At 65.0% G+C, this 18,507-nt stretch carries 17 protein-coding genes; 6 read left to right on the top strand and 11 right to left on the bottom strand.

The annotated features are described in order from the left end of the window. Positions 1-410: 410 nt before the first annotated feature. From J2S71_RS12380 to J2S71_RS11785, 3 genes are all read right to left on the bottom strand, one after another. Positions 411-494 carry a nucleotidyl transferase AbiEii/AbiGii toxin family protein gene (locus J2S71_RS12380; RefSeq protein WP_370873245.1) on the bottom strand — a complete coding sequence of 28 codons (84 nt, stop codon included), beginning with the start codon at positions 492-494 and terminating at the stop codon, positions 411-413. A gap of 168 nt (positions 495-662) precedes the next feature. Next, positions 663-1,268 carry a DUF6088 family protein gene (locus J2S71_RS11790; RefSeq protein WP_307392158.1) on the bottom strand — a complete coding sequence of 202 codons (606 nt, stop codon included), beginning with the start codon at positions 1,266-1,268 and terminating at the stop codon, positions 663-665. A gap of 327 nt (positions 1,269-1,595) precedes the next feature. Further along, the gene (locus J2S71_RS11785; RefSeq protein WP_307392155.1) at positions 1,596-2,762 is read right to left on the bottom strand and encodes an iron-containing alcohol dehydrogenase; all 1,167 of its coding nucleotides are present in this window, start codon (positions 2,760-2,762) and stop codon (positions 1,596-1,598) included. Positions 2,763-3,095: 333 nt separating this feature from the next. Here J2S71_RS11785 and J2S71_RS11780 point away from each other — a divergent pair, with 333 nt between their 5' ends. The 3 genes from J2S71_RS11780 (at position 3,096) to J2S71_RS11770 (ending at position 5,437) form a co-directional block, all read left to right on the top strand. Beyond that, a complete protein-coding gene (locus tag J2S71_RS11780; RefSeq protein ID WP_307392152.1) occupies positions 3,096-3,701 on the top strand; it encodes a hypothetical protein in 606 nt (201 codons plus the stop codon). A gap of 170 nt (positions 3,702-3,871) precedes the next feature. Beyond that, positions 3,872-4,387 (top strand): nitroreductase family protein, encoded by a 516-nt coding sequence (locus J2S71_RS11775; RefSeq protein ID WP_021725406.1) that lies wholly within the window; start codon positions 3,872-3,874, stop codon positions 4,385-4,387. 132 nt (positions 4,388-4,519) lie between these two features. Next, positions 4,520-5,437, top strand: coding sequence for a serine O-acetyltransferase (locus J2S71_RS11770; RefSeq protein WP_021725438.1), 918 nt, complete (start codon positions 4,520-4,522; stop codon positions 5,435-5,437). Here the strand turns inward: J2S71_RS11770 and J2S71_RS11765 are convergent. The 4 genes from J2S71_RS11765 to J2S71_RS11750 all read right to left on the bottom strand — a co-directional run bounded on the left by J2S71_RS11765 (position 5,430) and on the right by J2S71_RS11750 (position 10,300). After that, positions 5,430-6,329, bottom strand: coding sequence for a DUF2238 domain-containing protein (locus J2S71_RS11765; protein WP_307392147.1), 900 nt, complete (start codon positions 6,327-6,329; stop codon positions 5,430-5,432). The two genes, J2S71_RS11770 and J2S71_RS11765, sit on opposite strands and share 8 nt — an antisense overlap. Before the next feature lie 254 nt (positions 6,330-6,583). Further along, complete coding sequence (locus J2S71_RS11760) at positions 6,584-7,171, bottom strand: biotin transporter BioY (protein WP_307392145.1); 588 nt, start codon at positions 7,169-7,171, stop codon at positions 6,584-6,586. A 218-nt stretch (positions 7,172-7,389) separates the two neighbouring features. Next, complete coding sequence (locus tag J2S71_RS11755) at positions 7,390-9,987, bottom strand: heavy metal translocating P-type ATPase (RefSeq protein ID WP_307392142.1); 2,598 nt, start codon at positions 9,985-9,987, stop codon at positions 7,390-7,392. A gap of 13 nt (positions 9,988-10,000) precedes the next feature. Continuing rightward, positions 10,001-10,300, bottom strand: coding sequence for a metal-sensing transcriptional repressor (locus J2S71_RS11750; protein ID WP_021725419.1), 300 nt, complete (start codon positions 10,298-10,300; stop codon positions 10,001-10,003). A gap of 167 nt (positions 10,301-10,467) precedes the next feature. On the opposite strand from J2S71_RS11750, the gene J2S71_RS11745 reads away from it, so the two are divergent. Further along, on the top strand, positions 10,468-10,956 hold the full coding sequence (locus tag J2S71_RS11745) for a SixA phosphatase family protein (protein WP_307392139.1): 489 nt from the start codon (positions 10,468-10,470) through the stop codon (positions 10,954-10,956). 25 nt (positions 10,957-10,981) lie between these two features. On the opposite strand, the gene J2S71_RS11740 is transcribed toward J2S71_RS11745, so the two are convergent. Together J2S71_RS11740 and J2S71_RS11735 are read right to left on the bottom strand one after the other, a co-directional pair. Continuing rightward, complete coding sequence (locus tag J2S71_RS11740; protein WP_021725383.1) at positions 10,982-12,466, bottom strand: LCP family protein; 1,485 nt, start codon at positions 12,464-12,466, stop codon at positions 10,982-10,984. A 123-nt stretch (positions 12,467-12,589) separates the two neighbouring features. Further along, on the bottom strand, positions 12,590-13,366 hold the full coding sequence (locus tag J2S71_RS11735) for a radical SAM protein (RefSeq protein ID WP_307392135.1): 777 nt from the start codon (positions 13,364-13,366) through the stop codon (positions 12,590-12,592). 131 nt (positions 13,367-13,497) lie between these two features. Between J2S71_RS11735 and J2S71_RS11730 the strand changes: the two genes are divergently transcribed. After that, positions 13,498-14,085 carry a uracil-DNA glycosylase family protein gene (locus tag J2S71_RS11730; RefSeq protein ID WP_021725451.1) on the top strand — a complete coding sequence of 196 codons (588 nt, stop codon included), beginning with the start codon at positions 13,498-13,500 and terminating at the stop codon, positions 14,083-14,085. Positions 14,086-14,117: 32 nt separating this feature from the next. On the opposite strand, the gene J2S71_RS11725 is transcribed toward J2S71_RS11730, so the two are convergent. Beyond that, the gene (locus J2S71_RS11725; RefSeq protein ID WP_307392131.1) at positions 14,118-15,503 is read right to left on the bottom strand and encodes a Rossmann-fold NAD(P)-binding domain-containing protein; all 1,386 of its coding nucleotides are present in this window, start codon (positions 15,501-15,503) and stop codon (positions 14,118-14,120) included. Between the two features lie 369 nt (positions 15,504-15,872). Between J2S71_RS11725 and J2S71_RS11720 the strand changes: the two genes are divergently transcribed. Then, a complete protein-coding gene (locus J2S71_RS11720) occupies positions 15,873-16,655 on the top strand; it encodes an SDR family NAD(P)-dependent oxidoreductase (RefSeq protein WP_307392129.1) in 783 nt (260 codons plus the stop codon). A 141-nt stretch (positions 16,656-16,796) separates the two neighbouring features. On the opposite strand, the gene purF is transcribed toward J2S71_RS11720, so the two are convergent. Next, positions 16,797-18,308 (bottom strand): amidophosphoribosyltransferase, encoded by a 1,512-nt coding sequence (purF, locus tag J2S71_RS11715; RefSeq protein WP_307392126.1) that lies wholly within the window; start codon positions 18,306-18,308, stop codon positions 16,797-16,799. Positions 18,309-18,507 lie beyond the last annotated feature (199 nt).

Here is an 18,507-nt window from a genome sequence, read left to right as displayed (position 1 = left end):
TGGTGCAGGATGGTAGCTTTCTCCCAAAGGTGCGCTCAGCTACGGCCGTTTCGACTATGGTTGACGGCTGCGAGAAGGCTTCCGGGTGCAGCTCGGCGGCGTAGGGCGTTATCTCCCACCGGTGTCGACGGCGTCAACGCGGCCAGCGGACCAATCTCCAGCTTCACTACATCCAGCGTCGATTCGGATGAGAGCAACCTTGGGTAGGCAAAGAGAACGGTCTCCTCTTCGGCACCAGCTCGTACGTCTGCCTCGAAACCGAGTCTTTCCGAGAGCCCCTCCTTCAGCGATGGAATGAAGACTTCGGCGAGATAACGGTTTGTGCGCTCGACAGTCTCGAGCTTGAATCTGTCCTGCTTGGTGTTGGAGCGCTCCTCCCAGGGCTCGTCGATGCCATAACCTATGAGCCGCTAGTCGAGTATGAGATCGACGTCCTCTGAGAACCGCTCGATGAGATGATAGGCTTTCGATAGGCTTGTGCCACCCTTAAAGATGATGGAGCCCCTGAACTCGCTGTGGCAGAACAGGTGGTCGAGTAGGTAACAGACCTACAGGTCCTTCTCGATGATTGCCGGCTGGAGTCTCTTCTCAGCCGCCGTAATCCTGATGAGGTCGGATCGCTCCCTGTCATTTGCCTTCGCTACGTTCAGCATGTGGTTCTCCTATTGCGTGATTTCGTGGATGGCGTCGCGGATCCATGCCGTGGCGTGCCCAGTTTCAGCAAGCAGCGTCTCCTTCTCATGGACAGTCAGCCTCTTTGATATGCGGTCGATGACGTGTTCGTTCGCTCTGTCCTTGCCGAGGGTCTTGAGTGCCTGCACGACGAGGGCAGTGAGCGGTGACATTCCGACGACGTTCCTGTTTGCGGCATGCTTGAACCGCACCTTGTAGGGTCCTACCTGGATGCTGACGTACGGGCCGGTGCTGATGTATGCGTAAACGGCTGGCACCTGGGTGTCCAGCCCCAGCATGTTCAGCGCGTGGTCACCGGAAGGTGCGATTTCCCAGCCCCGCGCCCTCGCGATAGCATGTGCCACCTCATCGACATCGGGCGGCACCACCTGCCCCAACAGGCCGCTGAAGCGCGGCTTGTAGTAGACGCCACGGGTGGCACGCGCTATCGTGCCGTTGTCCGTGAGCTCCTTGAGCGCCTGGCGTACGTTCTGTGAATCGGCGATGTCCGCGAAGTCGCTCGATGTGAAAGCCGTATCCTCCGGGAGGTTCTCGACCTTACGGCGGATGCCGTCCTTTAGGCCCCTGTCGTTCATCGTACTCCTCTCAAAATCACGAATATAATATAGTAAATGTGATTATAGGAACAAGGATAGGCGGGTTCATTAAATTTGAGCTCACTATCTCACCACTGCTCTGAAGAGCCATCTTGCGAACTCGAGACCGTCCTAAGCGCTCGTATTGTCAGCTGACTTCGCAACAGTGAACATGACCTTCCAACTGCTCCGTAACGAAGATGGCGCCAGCTATAGAGAAAAGGCCACTGCAGTCTCGGCATGAAAACGGCAACCCAGGGATTCCCCATGGGCTGCCGCTATGTTTGAGCTGCTGACTCGCACGGGTGTGCGCTGCCCCGTACCGACCTACAGGCAGGCCTCGAGGATCTGCTCGATGTCCTCGTCGGTGAGCGGTACGAAGGCGTTGTCCAGGCGACCGCCCCTGTTGGCCCGCGCGGTCATCTCGGCGAAGTGCTCGCGGCCGATGCCCAGCTCGGTGAGGGCCATGGGGATGCCCGTGGACGTGAGGTAGTCCTCGAGCGCATCGATCGCGGCGTGCGCGAGGGAGAGTTCGTCGTCGCCGTCGAGGCCCATCACATTGCGGGCGAACCTCACGAAGCGTGGCAGCGTCGTGGCGTCCTTGGCCAGGATGTGGCGCATCCAGCGCGGGGTGAGGATGGCCAGGCCAACGCCATGCGTGATGTCATAAAAGGCGGAGAGCTGGTGCTCCATGGCATGGCAGGGCCAACCGGTGGACTGCTTGCCGTACTCGGGAATGCCCGAGCACGCCACCGAGGAGTCGGCCATGAGGTTGGCGCGCGCCTCGTAGTCCTCGGGATTGGCGAGGGCGGTGGGGCAGTTGCGCATGACCGACTTGAGGATGGCCTCGGCGATGCCATCGGAGAGGTCGGAGTCCATGGTGCGGCTGAAGTAGCCCTCGAAGACGTGGCTCATGATGTCGGCGGAGCCGGCGGCGGTCTGGTAGGCAGGCACCGTGAAGGTGTAGGTGGGGTCGCAGATGGAGACGGCAGGATAGGTATAGCTGTTGCCGACCTTCTGGTTGAGGGCCATGTTGGAGATCACACCGCCACCGTCGAACTCGGAGCCGGTCGCCGCGATGGTGAGCACGTCGACGATGGGCAGTGCGCGCAGCTGGCCATGGCGCGAGGTGACCATGTCCCACAGGGCGCCCTCCCAGAAGATGCCGGTCGCGACGGCCTTGCCGCAGTCGATGGTGGAGCCACCGCCAACTGCCAGGATGACGTCGATGCCGTTCTGTCTGCAGAGCTCCACGCCGCGCTCGACCGACTCGATGCGGGGGTTGGGCTCGATGCCGTCGAGCTCGGTGACCTTGAAGTTCCCGTCGCGCAGGATGTCGAGGATGGTGTCGTAGAGGCCGGACCTCTTGACCGAGCCGCCGCCGTAGGCCAATAGCACGTTCTTGCCGAAGGCGTCGAGCGCCGGCGCCAGGTGTTCGATGGCGCCCTTGCCGAAGTGGAGCTTGGTTGGGATGTCGTGGGTGAAGTTGAGCATGCTCTCTCCTCGCATGGTCGCAGTGCCTCATGTCCCCATTATATGAATTGCACATGATGTATTGCCCGTGGGCACGAATGCGCCAGCGGGTTTCGACCGCAGCCGTCTTGGTCGCGGTAGAGGGCCGCGGTTGGAGGCCGTGCGCGCGAGCAGCCGGCCATCGTGCGGGGCACGACCATGGGCAGGATGCCGGTGATGGGGATCATTGGCGTCGTCAGCCCCTCATCTGGACATGCGGTTGATGCGAGCGATATAATGATGTTTCAATATTACTAGCATGGGCGCGCCGCCGGTACCGAGAGGCCCGGCACGTCATGAGGAAAGGAACCGCCGATGCCCGCCACGCACTTCACCATCCAGCACAAGCTCCCCCTGCCCGATGCGCAGAATGCGGTCTACGTCTTTCTGACGACGCACAAGTTCGAGCAGAAGACGGCTGATGACGGCACGGTCTTTTGGGAGCTCAATGACCCCATCCTCTACGGGCGCATGGGGCTGACGTGTGGGATCACGGATGCGACCGTCGAGATCGATGGGTGGATCGGCAAGTACACCAAGCCGACCGCCGTCGACAATGGCTATGTGAAGTCCGTCGGCAAGAATCACTTCCGCGAGCTGATGGCCGAGCTGGAGGCATCGCTGCAGAGTCAGGCGGGCATACAGCCCGGCACCGTTCCGACGCAGCTCCAGGAGCAGGCAGCCAAATCAAGGAGGCGCAACGGCACCTTTGCCATCGCTGGCTTTGTCGTCGCCCTCATCGGCCTCATCCTGGCGATGTTCCCGAGGCTGAGCCCTGGTGGGGTGCTGATCCTCCTGGCGCTTGGGTTCAGCGCCTACGGCCTCCGCAGCTCCAGGAAGGGCCTTGCCCTGGCAGGCATCGTGATCTCCCTCATTGACCTGATGCTCTTGGTGCTGAAACTGACGGGCATCCTCAGGTAGGTTCGCGCACCGTTCCCGTGGCAGGTGTCCTGTGGCTATGGTGCCTCGTGACGCCCTGTCGTAACCCAACGCCGTAATCGCTCCGTTGGCCCATCCCTCATTTTCAGAGTTGATACAAGATGGCACAATGATGTTGTCACCACATGTCACCTGGGCGAGGGGAGATGACCATGGGCTTCATGGAGCTTGCCAGGCAACGCTATTCGGTGCGGAGGTTCTCAGGCGAGAGACCCTCCCAGGGGCTGCTCGATCGGCTGCTGGAATGTCTGCTTGTGGCGCCCACGGCCAAGAACATGCAATCTGAGCGCATCTATGTGCTCCAAAGCGATGAGGCGCTCGCCAAGGTGGATGCCATCACCAAATGTCGTTATGGTGCACCCATCGTGCTGCTGTTTGCGTATGACCAGACCAAGGACTATCAGAATCCCTGGGAGCCCCAGTTCCATTCCGGCGAGCAGGACGTGAGCATCGTCGCCACCCATGTCATGCTGCGTGCGGTGGAGCTAGGCCTGGGTACCATCTGGGTCAACTGGTATCACGTGTCGGAATCCGAGCGGCTCTTCGGCCTTCCCCAGAGCGAGCGCAGCGTGCTCCTGATGCCGGTGGGCTATCCTGCCGAGGAGGCACGACCGTCCCGTTCGCACATGGAATCGCGCCCACTTTTTGATTTGGTGCGGTATCGGTAGCGCGCTGCCGTGCATCAGGATTTTCCCACCCAGCGGGGAGTGTCCGCCCCTTGATGGGGTATAACAGGCATGATGCATGCGAGGCCAGGCACCCCAGATCGGGGTGTCTGGCCATCAAGGGGAGGGACGCCAATGCAGGGCGCTAGTCTCAGCAGGAACGTTGCCGCGTTCAGGACTCGCTACAACGACGAGAACGAGCTCTTTGGCCCGCGCCATCGCTGCTTCCCCCGGCGTGACACCTGCGTCGCCCTGCTGAAGGACATCCGCAGTCTCATGTTCCCCGGCTACTTTGACGATGCGAGTGCCGCAGGCGAGAGCTCCGACCTGCTGATGGGGGAGAAGCTGCTGCACATCGAGCGCGTCCTTCAGGATCAGGTGAGCAACGCCCTGCTCTTTGGGGACGCCTCGCTGGATGCGGACGTCGTGAGCGAACGGGCGTCCGAGAAGGTCTCGTCGTTCATGGATGCGCTCCCAGGGGTGCACTCCCTGCTGCTCAAGGACATCGAGGCGCTCTTCGACGGTGACCCGGCGGCGGAGAGCTATGCCGAGGTGCTCGTCTCCTATCCGGGGCTCTTCGCGATCTTCGTCTATCGCATGGCCCACGTGCTCTATGAGCTCGAGGTCCCCCTGATCCCGCGCCTCATGACCGAGTACGCGCACGGCAAGACGGGCATCGACATCAACCCGGGCGCGCAGATCGGCGAGTACTTCTTCATCGATCATGGTACGGGCGTCGTCATTGGCGAGACGACCGTCATCGGTGATCACGTGAAGCTCTATCAGGGCGTCACGCTCGGCGCGCTCTCCCTGCGCAAGGGGCAGGAGCTCTCAGGCACCAAGCGCCATCCCACGCTGGGTGACAACGTGACCGTCTACTCCAACGCGAGCATCCTAGGTGGCGAGACCGTGATCGGCAGCGGTGCCGTCATCAGTGGCAGCGCCTTCGTGGTGGAGTCGGTACCCGAGAATGCGCGCGTCAAGCTCAAGGATCAGGAGATCACCATCCGCAAGCCGGATGAGCCCGAGGCGCCCTGGTTCTACGTCATCTAGCGTGGGGCTCGAGTGGGTGAGCCTCCTCCCGCTCGTCATGGCTGATGGTGGCAAGCGATGTGTCGCCAGGGCGATGGATGAGGAATCCGCGCACGAGCGTGCCCTTGGCACGACCGCTCGTGTAGAGAAAGCCTGCCGTGGAGCACACCGCGGCACCGACGAAGTTGACGAAGAGGTCCTTCATGGTGTCGATGAGGCCGATGTCCAGGTAGCCTCCATTGATGACGAACGACTGCCCGTCGGCGCATTCGATGGTGGTGCGTACGATGCCACTTGCGAGCACGGAGTGCGGGGACTGGGTGGGATCGAGCATCACGGAGCCAAACGCCTGGATGACGAAGTCCTTCTGCATGTCCAAGAGCAGCGTCTGGTCGACGGCGAACTCCACGAACTCCCACAGCACGCCGATGGTCATGGAAAAGCAGAAGGCGACGAGCGCCAGGTAGAGGGGGGAGAGCTTGAGGCCAGGGCTGTGCCGGTTGAGGAGGTCCACCAGCGAGAAGCCCACGGCCGCGCACAGGAAGCCATTGATCGTGTGGAGCATGGAGTCCCAGCCGGGGATGAGCACGTAGTAGTGATTGACCTCCCCAAGTATCTCGGCGGCAAAGATGAAGAGGTAGATCATGCCCTCGAACAGGGGCGGGATCTCTATCCGCAACTGGGTCTCGGCCAGTGCCGGCAGCAGGAAGAGCACGAGCGAGAACACGCAGAGCGCCGCGCTCTCGATGGAGCCGATCATGATGGAACGAACGAGGGTGATCATCACCAGCGCCCGCAGGATGGTGTAGAGGATGAAGGTGCGCCGGTCGGTGCGTATCTGGTCGTTGAGGTTGCGGAAGAAGTACCTGACATTGAAGTTTGTTGTGCGTTTGGGGGTGGTGTGACGTGTCATGCCTGCTCCAACGAGAGGATGGGGCAACCGATGCCGGCTGCCCTCGGTAGCCAGTGGATACTGTAGGGTATGATGGCCGCATGCGAGGATACGAGCACTGCACGCCGCACCATTCGTAACCCCACGGCACCCTTTGGCACGAGACGGACGAGATGATGAAGGGGGCGACCTTCCGCAGAAGGCCGCCCGAGTCGCCGTATGTGCTGTCACGGTCGGCGTAGTCGCCGAGACCCCTCGATCCGCGTCAGGGATCCCTACCTTGCCGTTGCCGCCGCGTCGATGGCGCATGCCACACTGGTGGCGATGACTGCCTTGAGCATGTCCAGGGTGACGAAGGGGGCCACACCGGCGGCAAAGGCAGCGGTGGGGGAGAGGTGAGCGACGAGTGCGAGCTGGCCCCAACCAAGCAGGTAGATGATGACCATCATGGCACCAAGCGCGAGGAACGTCGCGATGGGGCGGGGCATCCTGTGTCTGATGAGCAACTTGCGGACGAACGACCCCACCGCGACACCCGGGACGAAGCCCACAATGAAGCCCCCCGTGGGGCCCACAAGGCGCAGCAGCCCACCCATGGCGCCAGAGAACACGGGTGCGCCCAAGGCGCCGATGGCGATGTAGACGAGTACGCTTGCGACCGCCTCGCCGGGATCAAACGTTGCCGCAATGATGCCCAGGGCCAGAACCTGTAGGGTGAAGGGCACCGGTTGGAGGGGAATCTCAACAGAGGCCGAGAGGCAGAGCAACAGCGCCGCGGCCGTCACGCACAGGACGGTCTTGATGATGGGGCGCGCCCCACGGAGGCTGATGTCTGAGAACAGGTTGCTTTCGTGTGTATTCATGCATGACTCCCTTGTCTTGTTACCTTGTATCATAAGGTGAGCACGTACACGTGATGCACTCATCTTACAGGACACGTTGTCTGTTGACAAGACACCACATATGCCTGTTCCCTCGTACACCTAAGCGCTAGAAGGATGGATGCTTGCTGTAAGGGGGGCCGTGGGGTGCCAGGCATGCACCCCTGGCACCCCGAGCGCCTCGCTACTTGGGATGCGCATCACGCAATGCCGGTTACCTTGTAGCCGGCATCCTCGACGGCGTTCTCGAGCCTCTTGTTGGAGACGAGCGCGCCGGCCTCGAGCGTGGCCTTGTGGTCCTCGAGCGAGACGTGGACGTTCTTGACGCCCCTCACGCCCTCGAGCGCCTGCGTCACGTGCTGCACGCAGTGGTCGCACATCATGCCTTCGATGTCCAGGGTCTTCGTGGTCATAGTCTCGTTCCCTTCCTTTCCCTCCACAGAGGTAGCGATGGTGGTTGGTGGTGTGGCGGCAGGCGCTCCACCGGTCGACGGCCTCCAGGCGAAGAGCCGGAGGGCGTTGGACACGACGAACACGGACGAGAAGCCCATGGCCGCCGCGCCGATCATCGGGTTGAGCGTGATGCCCAGGGGTGTGAGGGCGCCCATGGCCACCGGGATGCAGATGGCGTTGTAGAACAGGGCCCAGAACAGGTTCTGGCGGATGTCGCGCATGGTGGCGCGCGAGAGCTCGATGGCGGTCGCGACATCGCCGGGGTCGGAGCGCATGAGCACGACGTCGGCCGACTCGATGGCCACGTCGGTGCCGGCGCCGATGGCGATGCCCACGTCCGCACGGGCGAGGGCCGGGGCGTCGTTGATGCCGTCGCCGACCATCGCGACCCTGTGCCCCTGGCGCTGGAGGTCGTGGACCTTGCGCTCCTTCTGGTCGGGGAGCACCCCGGCGACGACCTCGTCGACACCCACCTGGCTGGCGATGGCGTGCGCGGTCCGCTCCTGGTCGCCCGTGAGCATGACCGTGCGGATGCCCATCGCGCGCAGGCGTGCGATGGCATCTGCCGAGGTGGGCTTCACGACGTCGGCGACGCCCACCACACCGAGTGCGCGCCCGTCCGAGGCGAAGGAGAGCGGTGTCTTGGCCTGGGCCGCCAGGGCATCGGCGTCCGCCGAAAGGTCCGTGAGGTCGATGCCCCGCTGACCCATCAGGCGGGCGTTGCCGGCCACGACCGCATGGCCGTCCACCGTTGCCACGAGGCCACCACCTGCGACCTGCGTGAAGTCGGTAACTTCGGCGGTCGCGTCCACGCCGGGCGCCTCCTTGTCCGCATAGGCGCAGACGGCTTCGGCGAGTGGGTGCTCGCTCTTGCGCTCCAGGGCGGCCGCCACGCGGAGCAGGTCGCGCTTGGTGATGCCGGGTGCCAGCCGCAGATCGGTGACCTCGGGCGTGCCCGCGGTGATGGTGCCGGTCTTGTCGAGCACGACGGTGTCGAGCGAACCCGCCGTCTCGAGCGCCTCGGCGCTCTTGACGAGGATGCCAGCCTTGGCACCGCGCTCGGTGCCCACCATGACGGCGGTGGGCGTGGCGAGGCCCAGGGCGCAGGGGCAGGAGATCACGAGGACGGAGACCGCGTGGTTGATCGCCGTGGCGAGGTCGCCCGGCACGAGGAGGGCGACCCACGCCACGAAGGTGACGGCCGCGATGCCGAGCACGACCGGCACGAAGATGCCGGCGATCCGGTCGGCCTGACGCTCGATGGGGGCCTTGGAGCTGGTGGCCTCATCGACGAGGCGGATGATGCGGGCGAGCGTCGTGTCGGCCCCGACGGCGGAGGCCTCCATCGCGAACCAGCCGCGCCGGGAGACGGTGGCGCCGGTGACCGTGTCGCCTGCGGCCTTCTCCACGGGCAGCGGCTCGCCGGTGATGGCGGACTCGTCCACCGAGGCCGACCCCTCCACGACGACGCCGTCCACCGGCACCGACTCACCGGCGCGCACGACGACCCTGTCGCCGACGGAGACCTCGCCGGTGGGGATCTTGACCTCCTCCCCGCCGCGCACGACCGTCGCCTCCTTGGGGGCGAGGTCGATGAGGGCCGAGATGGAGCTCGTGGTCTTGCCCTTGGCGCGGGCCTCGAAGTACTTGCCGAGCGTGATGAGCACGAGGATGGTGCCCGCCGAGTCGAAGAACAGTGCGTGCATCATCGCGTCGTGCGCGGCCCCCACGTCCATGTGGCCGAGCGCAAAGGCCATCTGGTAGACGCCGACGAGGCTGTAGCCGAAGGATGCCGCCGAGCCGATGGCGATGAGCGAGTCCATGTTGGGCGAGCCGTGGAGGAGCGTCTTGAAGCCCATGGTGAAGTAGCTGCGGTTGACGAACATGACGCACACGGCCAGCAGCAGCTGCGTCACGGCGGCGGCCATCATGTTGCCCATGCCGTCGAGCCCCGGCACCTCGGGCCAACCGAGCATCGGACCCATGGCCAGGTAGAAGAGGGGCACGCCGAAGACGAGCGAGCCTACGAGTTGGTTGCGCCTGGCGCGCACGGCCTTCTGGGCGTTGACCTTGGGGTCGACGAAGGCGGGGGCCTTCTGGCGCGTGGTGACCCTGCCTGTGCTGCGCGGCACGGCCCCGTAGCCAGCCCTGTCGATGGCGGCGACCACGGCGTCGATGGTCTTGGGGTCGCCATCGTAGCTGAGCTCCATCGAGTTCTTGAGCAGGTTGACGCTGGCCTCGCTCACGCCCTTGACGGCCGCGGCGGACCTCTGCACGCGCGCCTCGCAGGCCGCGCAGGTCATCCCCCTGATGTCGAACGTCTCCCGCCGTTGTGTCTGAGCCATGTTGTATTGCCTCCTATGCACCAAACTTTTTCATGAGGTCCATGACTTCGTCGATGATCTCGGTGTTGCCAACCGATACCTGCTCGACCACACAGGTCTCCAGGTGATCCTTGAGGATCATGCGCGACACCGCCTTGACGGCGCTCTCAGCCGCTGCGAGCTGCGTGAGGACGTCTCCACAGTAGCGGTCCTCCTTCACCATGGACTTGACGCCCTCAAGCTGGCCGATGGCGCGGTTGAGGCGTCCGGTCACGCTCCTCTTGAGCTCGTCCGAACGCGGTGTGTGCTTCTTGCCATGACAGCTGTCGACCATTGGACCCCCTTGTTCCGTACGATGCGTACTATACCCCATGGGGGTACATTAAAACGGATCCGACCGAATCCGATCTCAGGATGTGGGATAGAAGTGCACACGCAATGATTGCCCGGAAAAAGCACCTGGGCAAACGTGTCCGTTGCGTCACAATGAAGGCGTTGCGTGTGCAGTTTGACGTGAGGGGGTCATCTATGGTCACGACGGTGGTGTTGGTGCGACATGGCGATGCGGAACCCCGTAATGTGCATGGGGACAAGGAGCGCCAGCTCACGGCTGTGGGCCTGCGGGCGCTGGAGCGAGCATACCCCCAGGCGCTTGCCTCCCTGCACGGAGTAAAGGGGCTTGCGCTGTGGGCCAGCCCTGCCGTTCGCGCGCTGCAGACGGCCAAGGTCGTCGCCCACGCCCTAGGCATTGACCCCGAGGACATAGACCCCCACGATTCCCTCTACGAGCAGGACGAGGAACGGTTCCTGGCCGAGCTTGGCGCCGCGCATGAGCCGACCGTCGTCGCCGTGGGGCACGTTCCGTTCATGGAGCGGTTGGCTTGCACGCTGACGGGGGAGTCCGTGGCCTTTCACAAGGGGGCGATTCGCGCCATCCGCCTGGGCGAGCGGCCCGGCGAGGGCGAGCTGCTCTGGGGTGCCGAGGCGTAGGGCGGCGCAAGCGGCGCGGCAGGCATCAGCGCCTGCGCGATGTGGTGCCCGTGGTCTTGCCCGAACCGCCGGTGGAGCGCGAGCTACCGGTTGAGCGCGAGGATCCCGTGCCGCTTGACCTGCCCGTGGGCTTCGAGCCGCTGCTGCCACTCCCCGTGGGGGCAGAGCCCTCGTCCGGCACGGTGGAGCCCTCCTGGTAGCCGTTCGCCACGGTGGAGGGGTCGCCGCCGGCGTCCACCACGCTCATGAGCTGCTTGGTGGCATCGGCGTCCACGATGACGTAGCTCACGCCGCCCTCCATCTTGGCTGCGGAGGGCAGCGATGCGCTGTACATCGTTGGTGCCTGCAGGCTCATGCGCAGCAGCAGGGGGATGAGGTCGTAGCAGTGATAGGTGGTGTCCATCACCTCGCCCATGGAATCGGCGGCGGCGGGCAGCAGCGTGGGGTTGGTGCGCAGCCTCTCCACGATGGCCTTCATCACGAGCGCCTGATCGGCCTGGCGCTGGTAGTCGCCCAGCGCAAATCCATGGCGCACGCGTGAGAAGCGCATGGCCGTGTCGCCGTCCATGTGCTGCTCGCCGGCGGGCAGCACGAGTTGGGCATACTCCGGGTCGTTGACGGCGACGGGGACGTTGACGTCAATGCCTCCGATGGCATCGATGAGCTTGGCAAGGCCGTTGAAGTCGATGACGGCCACCTGGCTTGCGCGAATGCCGGTAAGCTTCTCCACGGCATCGACCGTACCCGAGGCGCCCCCGATGGCAAAGGCGGCATTGACCTTCTGTGTCCCGTGGCCGTCGATCTCCACCTTGGAGTCGCGGGGGATGGAGACGAGCGTGACCTTGTTGCCCAGGGGGTCGATGCGCGCCAGCATCATGGTGTCCGTGCGCGCGGGCTCGCCGTTCTCGCGATCGTCCGAGCCCAGCAGCAGCGCGTAGTAGGGCGCAAGCGGCGTGCTCGTCGTGAGCTTGCCCGAGAGCGCCCGGCCGTCCGCATCGCTGAAGGCGATCCTCTGGTCTATGGGTGCGAACACGATGGCATAGATGACGAGGAGCGCCGCGACGACGGCCGCCAGTGCGATGAGGATGGTGCGCCCGACGTGGCGGCGCCTGCGTGGGGCGTCGGCCTGTCCCGCGCGCCTGCGGCCCCAGGCGCGCCTGCGCGAGAAGCCGTCCTCTGGACGCTGCCGGCCGCGTTGGTAGCGCTCGAGCACCTCGTCGCGCCCCTGCTCCAGGCGCTCCCGCATGCCACGCTCGACGCGCTGGGCGACGTCTGCGCCTGTCCGGGGGCGCGCGGTGCGCCGACGGTTCATCTCGGCGTACCGGCGAGGGTCGTCATAGTCCTCCGCAGGCCGTGCGGGTGCGTCCTGCAGTCGGCGCTTGGTGACGGGTACATCACGCGAGGTGGGCCGTGCGTTCCTGACCGTGCTCGAACCCGCGCGGCGGCTGAACTTGCTGCCCGATTGCAGGGTGCCGTGCCTATGCGTCTGCCGGTCGTCGAGCTCGCCCATGCCCTCTCCCCATCGGGTCTTCCAGTGGCATCTAGGCTACCATCCCCTCGTTGGCCCCCCGCAAAAAGCAGGGGCTCCCCATAAGTTCGGTGAGTTGGGGTGGGAGGTGGTGCAAGGTGTGCCTCAGTACGATACGGAGCAGGGGATGCCCAGCGCATGCACCCGCGCCCCGATGGCATCGAGCGCCTCGGGCGAGGCCTTGTGCAGGCCCGGCTCGGGCGTGTCGCGCGCGATGGTATAGACCGTGACGCCCGAGGGGCGAATGCGCTCGAGGGCATGGAGCCACGGACCTACGTAGTGCTCGCCGGTGTCATCCATGTCATGTCCCCACACCGTGCCCGTGAGGAAGATGGTCTGTATGATCACATGACCCCCGTAGGAGGCGAAGGTCTCCACCTGACGTTTGACGTCGTAGTCGCCAGCGGGCCGGTCGAGCAGCCGTATGTAGTCGGCGTCCACGGTGTCCAGCTTGAGGATGTTGTCCTCAACGCCCATGAGCGCCTCGCGGACGCGGGGACGGTCGGCGTAGGCACCGTTGGAGAGCACGGCAACCCTAGCCGAGGGGCAGTACCGGTCGCGTAGTTGACGTGCCATGGCGATGGCCTCGGGAAAGATGGGGCTTGCCGTGGGCTCACCGTTGCCGGCGAAGGTGATGACGTCGGGTGTCTCGCCGCCTTCCCCCATCTGCGAGAGCGCCCCCTCGAGGGCCTGCGTGAGCTCGGGGAGCGTCACATAGGGATCCTTCGTGCGGTGCTCCTCGTTGAGGCCGTTCTCGCAGTAGATGCAGTCGAACGAGCAGATCTTGCCCATGGCGGGCATGAGGTTGACACCCAGCGAGACGCCGAGGCGGCGGCTGTGCACGGGCCCAAAGACGGGGCTGGGGTTGAGGTAGGTGGACATGGGGCTCCTTTCCATGGCGCCTAGCGTAGCGCAAGTGTCGGGGAGGATTGCCATATTCGTCGTAATTGCGACGGAATGTGAGGCGGTAGTGGTACATACTGGCGACAATCAACCGAAGGGCGATGACACATATGGCAGAGAAGGACCCATTCCAGCAGGTCTTCGATGAGATTAGGGCCGATCCCCAGAACGCGGAGTTCACGAGGCGCGGCATCGACCCGCTCTACTCGGTGGGGCCGGAGGCGACCATCGCCGTCATCGGGCAGGCGCCAGGTCGCGTCGCGCAGGACACGGGCATCGTGTGGAACGACAAGTCCGGCGACCGCCTGCGCGACTGGATGGGCGTCAGTCGCGAGGAGTTCTACGAGTCGGGCAAGCTCGCCATCGTGCCCATGGACTTCTACTTTCCGGGCAGGGGAAAGTCGGGCGACCTGCCGCCACGCAAGGGCTTTGCCGAGAAGTGGCACCCGCGCCTGTGGGAGCTCACGCCCAAGATCGAGCTCACGGTGCTGGTGGGCAACTATGCCAACAGGCACTATCTGGGACTCAGGAGCAAGGACACACTCACGAACGTCGTGCGCAACTTCAGGGACTACCTACCCACGTACGTTCCGCTGGTGCATCCCTCTCCGCGCAACCAGATGTGGATGGCACGCAACCCCTGGTTCGAGGAGGATGTCCTGCCCGAGCTGCGCCGGCGCGTGCGTGCGCTCATGTAGACGGGTGGGTCGGCCAGGCCGTGTGGATTGGTCTACCCCACCACAAGGCAGCCCATGTTGAGACGATGCGTGTGCTCGCCGATGACGCTCTGGGTGCCACAGCGCGTGAACACGCCGCCGAACCTCCCGTTGAAGAGGTAGAGCCCCTCCATGTTGCTCATGGGCTCCGCCGCAAGTGGATCCTCGCCGGGCCCCAGCACGCCGCCCCGCATGACGGGCGTGCGGTACTGGGGCGCGTAGGCCTGCACCACGCCGTTGGCCCGTGCCGTCCGAGCGAGCGCGCTCTCCCACTCCGCCTGCGTGCAGTCCCGGCCCGCTGTCACGCCCACGGCGTTGTAGCCGCCTGCGGGCTTCACGATCCAGCGGTCCCTCTCCGCGAAGGGTGCGAGGTCGCTCTCGGGAGCGAGCTGCTGGGTGTAGGGCACATGGCGTCTCACGAAGTCCAGCTCCTCGGGCGAGAGGACCTCCTCCATCAGGGGGTCGTACAGGGCGACGAACACGGTCTTGGCCGCGCAGGGCCAGGTGCGGTAGCCACCAGCCACGCAGGCCAGCTCCTCGGCGGCGGCGCGCGTGAGCGCGTCCACGCCAGGACAGGGCCTCTCGGCGACCTCGGAGGTCACGGCGCGGCGATACACCAGGTCAATGGGGCCATCGTCCATCATGAGTCGTGGCACGCCCGTGGTCTCGCCCACACGGAGGGTGCGGATGTCCACGTACTGTGCATACAGCCCCCGCTCCGAGAGCAGCATGAGGATGTCCTCCAGCTCGTCGAGGGAGGCGCTCTCGGTGTAGTCCACGATGGCCACGGCAGGTCGCTCGGATGCGGTGGGATGGCCCTCCCGCCAGCTGGCATAGGTGTCGAGCAGGGCGTCCACGGCGCCGTTCAGGATGTCGAACGTCCGTATGTCGGGATGACGCGCGGCGAAGCGACGATAGGTCTCGCTCTGCTGGATGGCCCGTGTGACCTCCACGGTATTGGTCATGCCGGCCGATCCGTCGGTGTTGAGCTCGCAGAACTGGTAGTCGCCCGTCTCCTCGTCGAAGAACACGTCCACGCGCGCGAGTGGGATCTGTCGCTCGTAGCCGCCTGGCACGAGTGCCAGGCGCTCGAGGGCTGGTGGGAGGTTGAAGAGCCTGCGTACGCGCTCGTCGGCACAGAAGGTGCACGTGACCTTCTCCATGATGCGCCCCATGGTCTCGGCAGCGTCTGCCAGCGTGGCAATCTGGTCGCGATCGAAGATCTTGGGCGTGAAGGCCCAGCTGCAGGGTTTCCCATGATAGAGGGCGTTGGTGCGGGCGAGATAGGCGTCGCCCCGGGCACGGCTTGCCACGTCACCACCAAGCGAGCGCGCAAGCTCCAGGAACTCGTCCTCGAGCGCCCTGCCGAAACCCTCAGTCCTGCCGGTCATCATGGCCATCGTCCCCCTCGTCTGGCACATCGCCACAGCCATCCCGCCGCATCTGATAGTAGTGCGTCTACGACCGCCCGTGGGGCCTCGTGCGGTCCCCAGCGTGTCGCTGCTCGAGGATGGCAGGCGTCTCGTCGGCGATGTCCTCGGGCCGCGTGGGCCTGGCGTCGCGCAGAGAGGGGGGCCATGAGCAGCATCGATCTCTCGCCATCCGGATCGCTGCCCAGTACGTGGCCGAGCTCCTCGGGAGGTCCCGTGTCGCACCTCACGGACGAGCTGTCTGGGTGCGCCTCTCGTGGGCCCATCGTCGCATCTCCTCTCCGCCCACCGATCGCGGCCGACCGCTAGGATTGTGCCCAAAGGGACAGGGGGTATGCCATGGGCATTGCGATCATAACGGGAGCATCGAGCGGGCTGGGCAGGGAGTATGCGCGCATCGCCGCCGGAAGCGGGCGCTACGAGGAGCTCTGGCTCATCGCCCGGCGCGAGGATCGCCTGCGCGAGCTCGCCGCTGAACTGGGCGTCCCCACGCGGGTGGTGACACTCGACCTGCTTGCGCCTGATGCCATGGACAGGATGGAGGCCCTGCTCGCGCAGGCCACCCGGGAGCGGGCGGGGCTCTCTGTGGGGCTGCTCGTGAACGCGGCGGGCTTTGGCAAGTTCGGTACCTGTGACGACCTCAGCCGTGTCGAGGTGGACGGCATGGTGCGGCTCAACTGTGGTGTGCTCGTGGACATGACGCAGCTGTGCCTGCCGCTCATGCGGCGGGGGAGCCGCATCCTGCAGGTTGCCTCGACGGCATCGTTCGCGCCGCTCCCGGGGCTGGGCGTGTATGCGGCCAGCAAGGTGTTCGTGCGCAGCTACACGCGGTCGCTCCGCTTCGAGCTGCGCGGGCGGGGCATCTTCGTGACGGCGGTCTGTCCCATATGGATACGCACGGAGTTTATGGACGTGGCACGGCGGACGGCGAACGGCACCACGGTACGGCATCCCATGCCGACCCTCTCGCCGCGCAGGGTCGCCTGGTGGTCGATGCTGGTCAACCGCTGCAACTATCCCATCGCCACCTGCTGCGTGACGGGCGCCATCCTACGCATCCTGGCCAAGGTGATACCTGACCCCATCCTCATGTGGGGCTGGGAGGGCCTGCGCAGGCTGTAGTGGGGGGGGACGAGTCGCGCTGCGCCGTGTCGCCGTCGGCATGTCCCTGTCGTGTGGGTACCTTTCTCCACTCGCACGACAGGGACCATGACGAAGACATGGTAGGGTGTGGCAGGGGAGGTGGGGAGCGACGTCCGCCTGTTACTCTGCGACCACCTCGTCGATGGACATCCGTGAGGTCGCCGAGGCGTTTGACAGGTTGTGAGGACGGTTGCCGGGTGGGAACTTGTCCCTATAGAACGACTCGGGAATCTCCACGGGATAGGCGCCCGTAAAGCAGGCCGTGCAGTAGCCGTTGACGGGCACCACGTCGAGCAGGCCCTTCGTGGAGAGAAAGCCCAGCGAGTCCGCACCGATGTAGCCGCGAATCTCCTCGAGGGACATGTTGGCCGCGATGAGCTGATCCTGGTCGGCCGTGTCGATGCCATAGAAGCAGGGCCACATGACCATGGGGGAGGCGCTGCGCACGTGCACCTCGGTGGCACCGGCGTTGCGCAGCATGCGCACGATCTGCTTGGAGGTGGTGCCGCGTACGATGGAGTCGTCCACCATCACTAGGCGCTTGCCGGCCACGGCGTCGGGCAGGGCGTTGAGCTTGAGGCGCACGCCCAGCTGGCGCAGCTCCTGGGTGGGTTGGATGAAGGTGCGCGCCACGTAGCGGTTCTTGATGAGACCCGTCCCGTAGGGAAGGCCCAGTTCGGCGGCAAAGCCCTCCGCTGCGGGCGTACCGGAGTCGGGGACGCTGATCACGAGATCCGCGTCTACGGGGGTCTCGCGCGCCAGGCGGCGGCCCATGTCGTGGCGCATCTTGTAGAACGACGAGCCATCCTGGACGGAGTCGGGACGCGAGAAGTACACGTGCTCGAAGATGCAGTGGGCTGGCGGCAGCGGCTCGAGACCCACCTCGGACCTCAGGCCATCCTCGGAGATGCGGACGATCTCCCCTGGGATCACCTCGCGCACGAACGTGGCGCCCACGATGTCGAGGGCGCAGGTCTCGCTGGCGACGGCCCAGCCGTCGCCGTCCAGCCGACCCAGCACGAGCGGACGGATGCCGTGCGGGTCGCGGAAGGCGTAGAGCGCGTTCTCGCGCACGAGCACGATGGCATAGCCGCCCTCGAGCAGGTGCATGGTGTGTGCGATGCCGGAGCGCAGGCGTCCGGCGCGCACGGTGAAGTAGCCGATGAGCTTGGCCGCCACCTCGGAGTCGGTGTTGGAGCGGAAGGGGATGCCCATCTCGATGAGCTCGCGGCGCAGGGCGTCGAAGTTGACGAGCGTGCCATTGTGCGCCAGCGCGATGATCACGTCATCGATGGTGGAGAGGTGCGGCTGCGAGGACTCCCAGCCCTTGGCGCCAGCCGTGCCATAGCGCACGTGCCCGATGGCGACCCTGCCTGGCATGGCCGAGAGGTCGGCATCCGAGAACACCTGCGTCACCAGGCCAAGGTCCTTGCGTACGAGCACGGTGTCGCCGTTGCCCACGGCGATGCCGGCGGACTCCTGGCCGCGGTGCTGCAGCGCACGCAGTGCGAAGTACGTCATGCGGGCGACGTCGCGCCCGGGGGCCCAGACGCCAAAGACGCCGCACTCGTCGTGCGGGGTGTCGCCATCGCTGGCTGCTGCGTTGGTGGGGCAGGTGGAAAGGTCGCTCACGCGTGCCGCCCTTCTCGTCGTATGTGGATCTCCCTGACTCTATATATAGCGCACGCGAGCCGAGATTGTCTCAGGCGTGGTGCGTTTGGCTACTTCCCACAATCGTGAGTGGGCGAGTATGAAACGAACTGGCTTCTTGTCTCTGACGTGCACTGTTCTGCTTGGCATTGCGCTGACGTTGGGCTTGGTGTCCCGCGCT

It is taken from the genome of Olsenella profusa DSM 13989, from assembly GCF_030811115.1.
Lineage (GTDB): Bacteria > Actinomycetota > Coriobacteriia > Coriobacteriales > Atopobiaceae > Olsenella_F > Olsenella_F profusa.
This window is presented reverse-complemented; position numbering and strand designations above follow the sequence as displayed.

What these genes read in the sequence shown, in the direction of transcription:
- J2S71_RS11790 (WP_307392158.1), bottom strand. Translation starts at nt 1,268, where the DNA reads ATGAACGACAGGGGCCTAAAGGACGGCATCCGCCGTAAGGTCGAGAAC.
- J2S71_RS11785 (WP_307392155.1), bottom strand. Translation starts at nt 2,762, where the DNA reads ATGCTCAACTTCACCCACGACATCCCAACCAAGCTCCACTTCGGCAAG.
- J2S71_RS11780 (WP_307392152.1), top strand. Translation starts at nt 3,096, where the DNA reads ATGCCCGCCACGCACTTCACCATCCAGCACAAGCTCCCCCTGCCCGAT.
- J2S71_RS11775 (WP_021725406.1), top strand. Translation starts at nt 3,872, where the DNA reads ATGGGCTTCATGGAGCTTGCCAGGCAACGCTATTCGGTGCGGAGGTTC.
- J2S71_RS11770 (WP_021725438.1), top strand. Translation starts at nt 4,520, where the DNA reads ATGCAGGGCGCTAGTCTCAGCAGGAACGTTGCCGCGTTCAGGACTCGC.
- J2S71_RS11765 (WP_307392147.1), bottom strand. Translation starts at nt 6,329, where the DNA reads ATGACACGTCACACCACCCCCAAACGCACAACAAACTTCAATGTCAGG.
- J2S71_RS11760 (WP_307392145.1), bottom strand. Translation starts at nt 7,171, where the DNA reads ATGAATACACACGAAAGCAACCTGTTCTCAGACATCAGCCTCCGTGGG.
- J2S71_RS11755 (WP_307392142.1), bottom strand. Translation starts at nt 9,987, where the DNA reads ATGGCTCAGACACAACGGCGGGAGACGTTCGACATCAGGGGGATGACC.
- J2S71_RS11750 (WP_021725419.1), bottom strand. Translation starts at nt 10,300, where the DNA reads ATGGTCGACAGCTGTCATGGCAAGAAGCACACACCGCGTTCGGACGAG.
- J2S71_RS11740 (WP_021725383.1), bottom strand. Translation starts at nt 12,466, where the DNA reads ATGGGCGAGCTCGACGACCGGCAGACGCATAGGCACGGCACCCTGCAA.
- J2S71_RS11735 (WP_307392135.1), bottom strand. Translation starts at nt 13,366, where the DNA reads ATGTCCACCTACCTCAACCCCAGCCCCGTCTTTGGGCCCGTGCACAGC.
- J2S71_RS11730 (WP_021725451.1), top strand. Translation starts at nt 13,498, where the DNA reads ATGGCAGAGAAGGACCCATTCCAGCAGGTCTTCGATGAGATTAGGGCC.
- J2S71_RS11725 (WP_307392131.1), bottom strand. Translation starts at nt 15,503, where the DNA reads ATGGCCATGATGACCGGCAGGACTGAGGGTTTCGGCAGGGCGCTCGAG.
- J2S71_RS11720 (WP_307392129.1), top strand. Translation starts at nt 15,873, where the DNA reads ATGGGCATTGCGATCATAACGGGAGCATCGAGCGGGCTGGGCAGGGAG.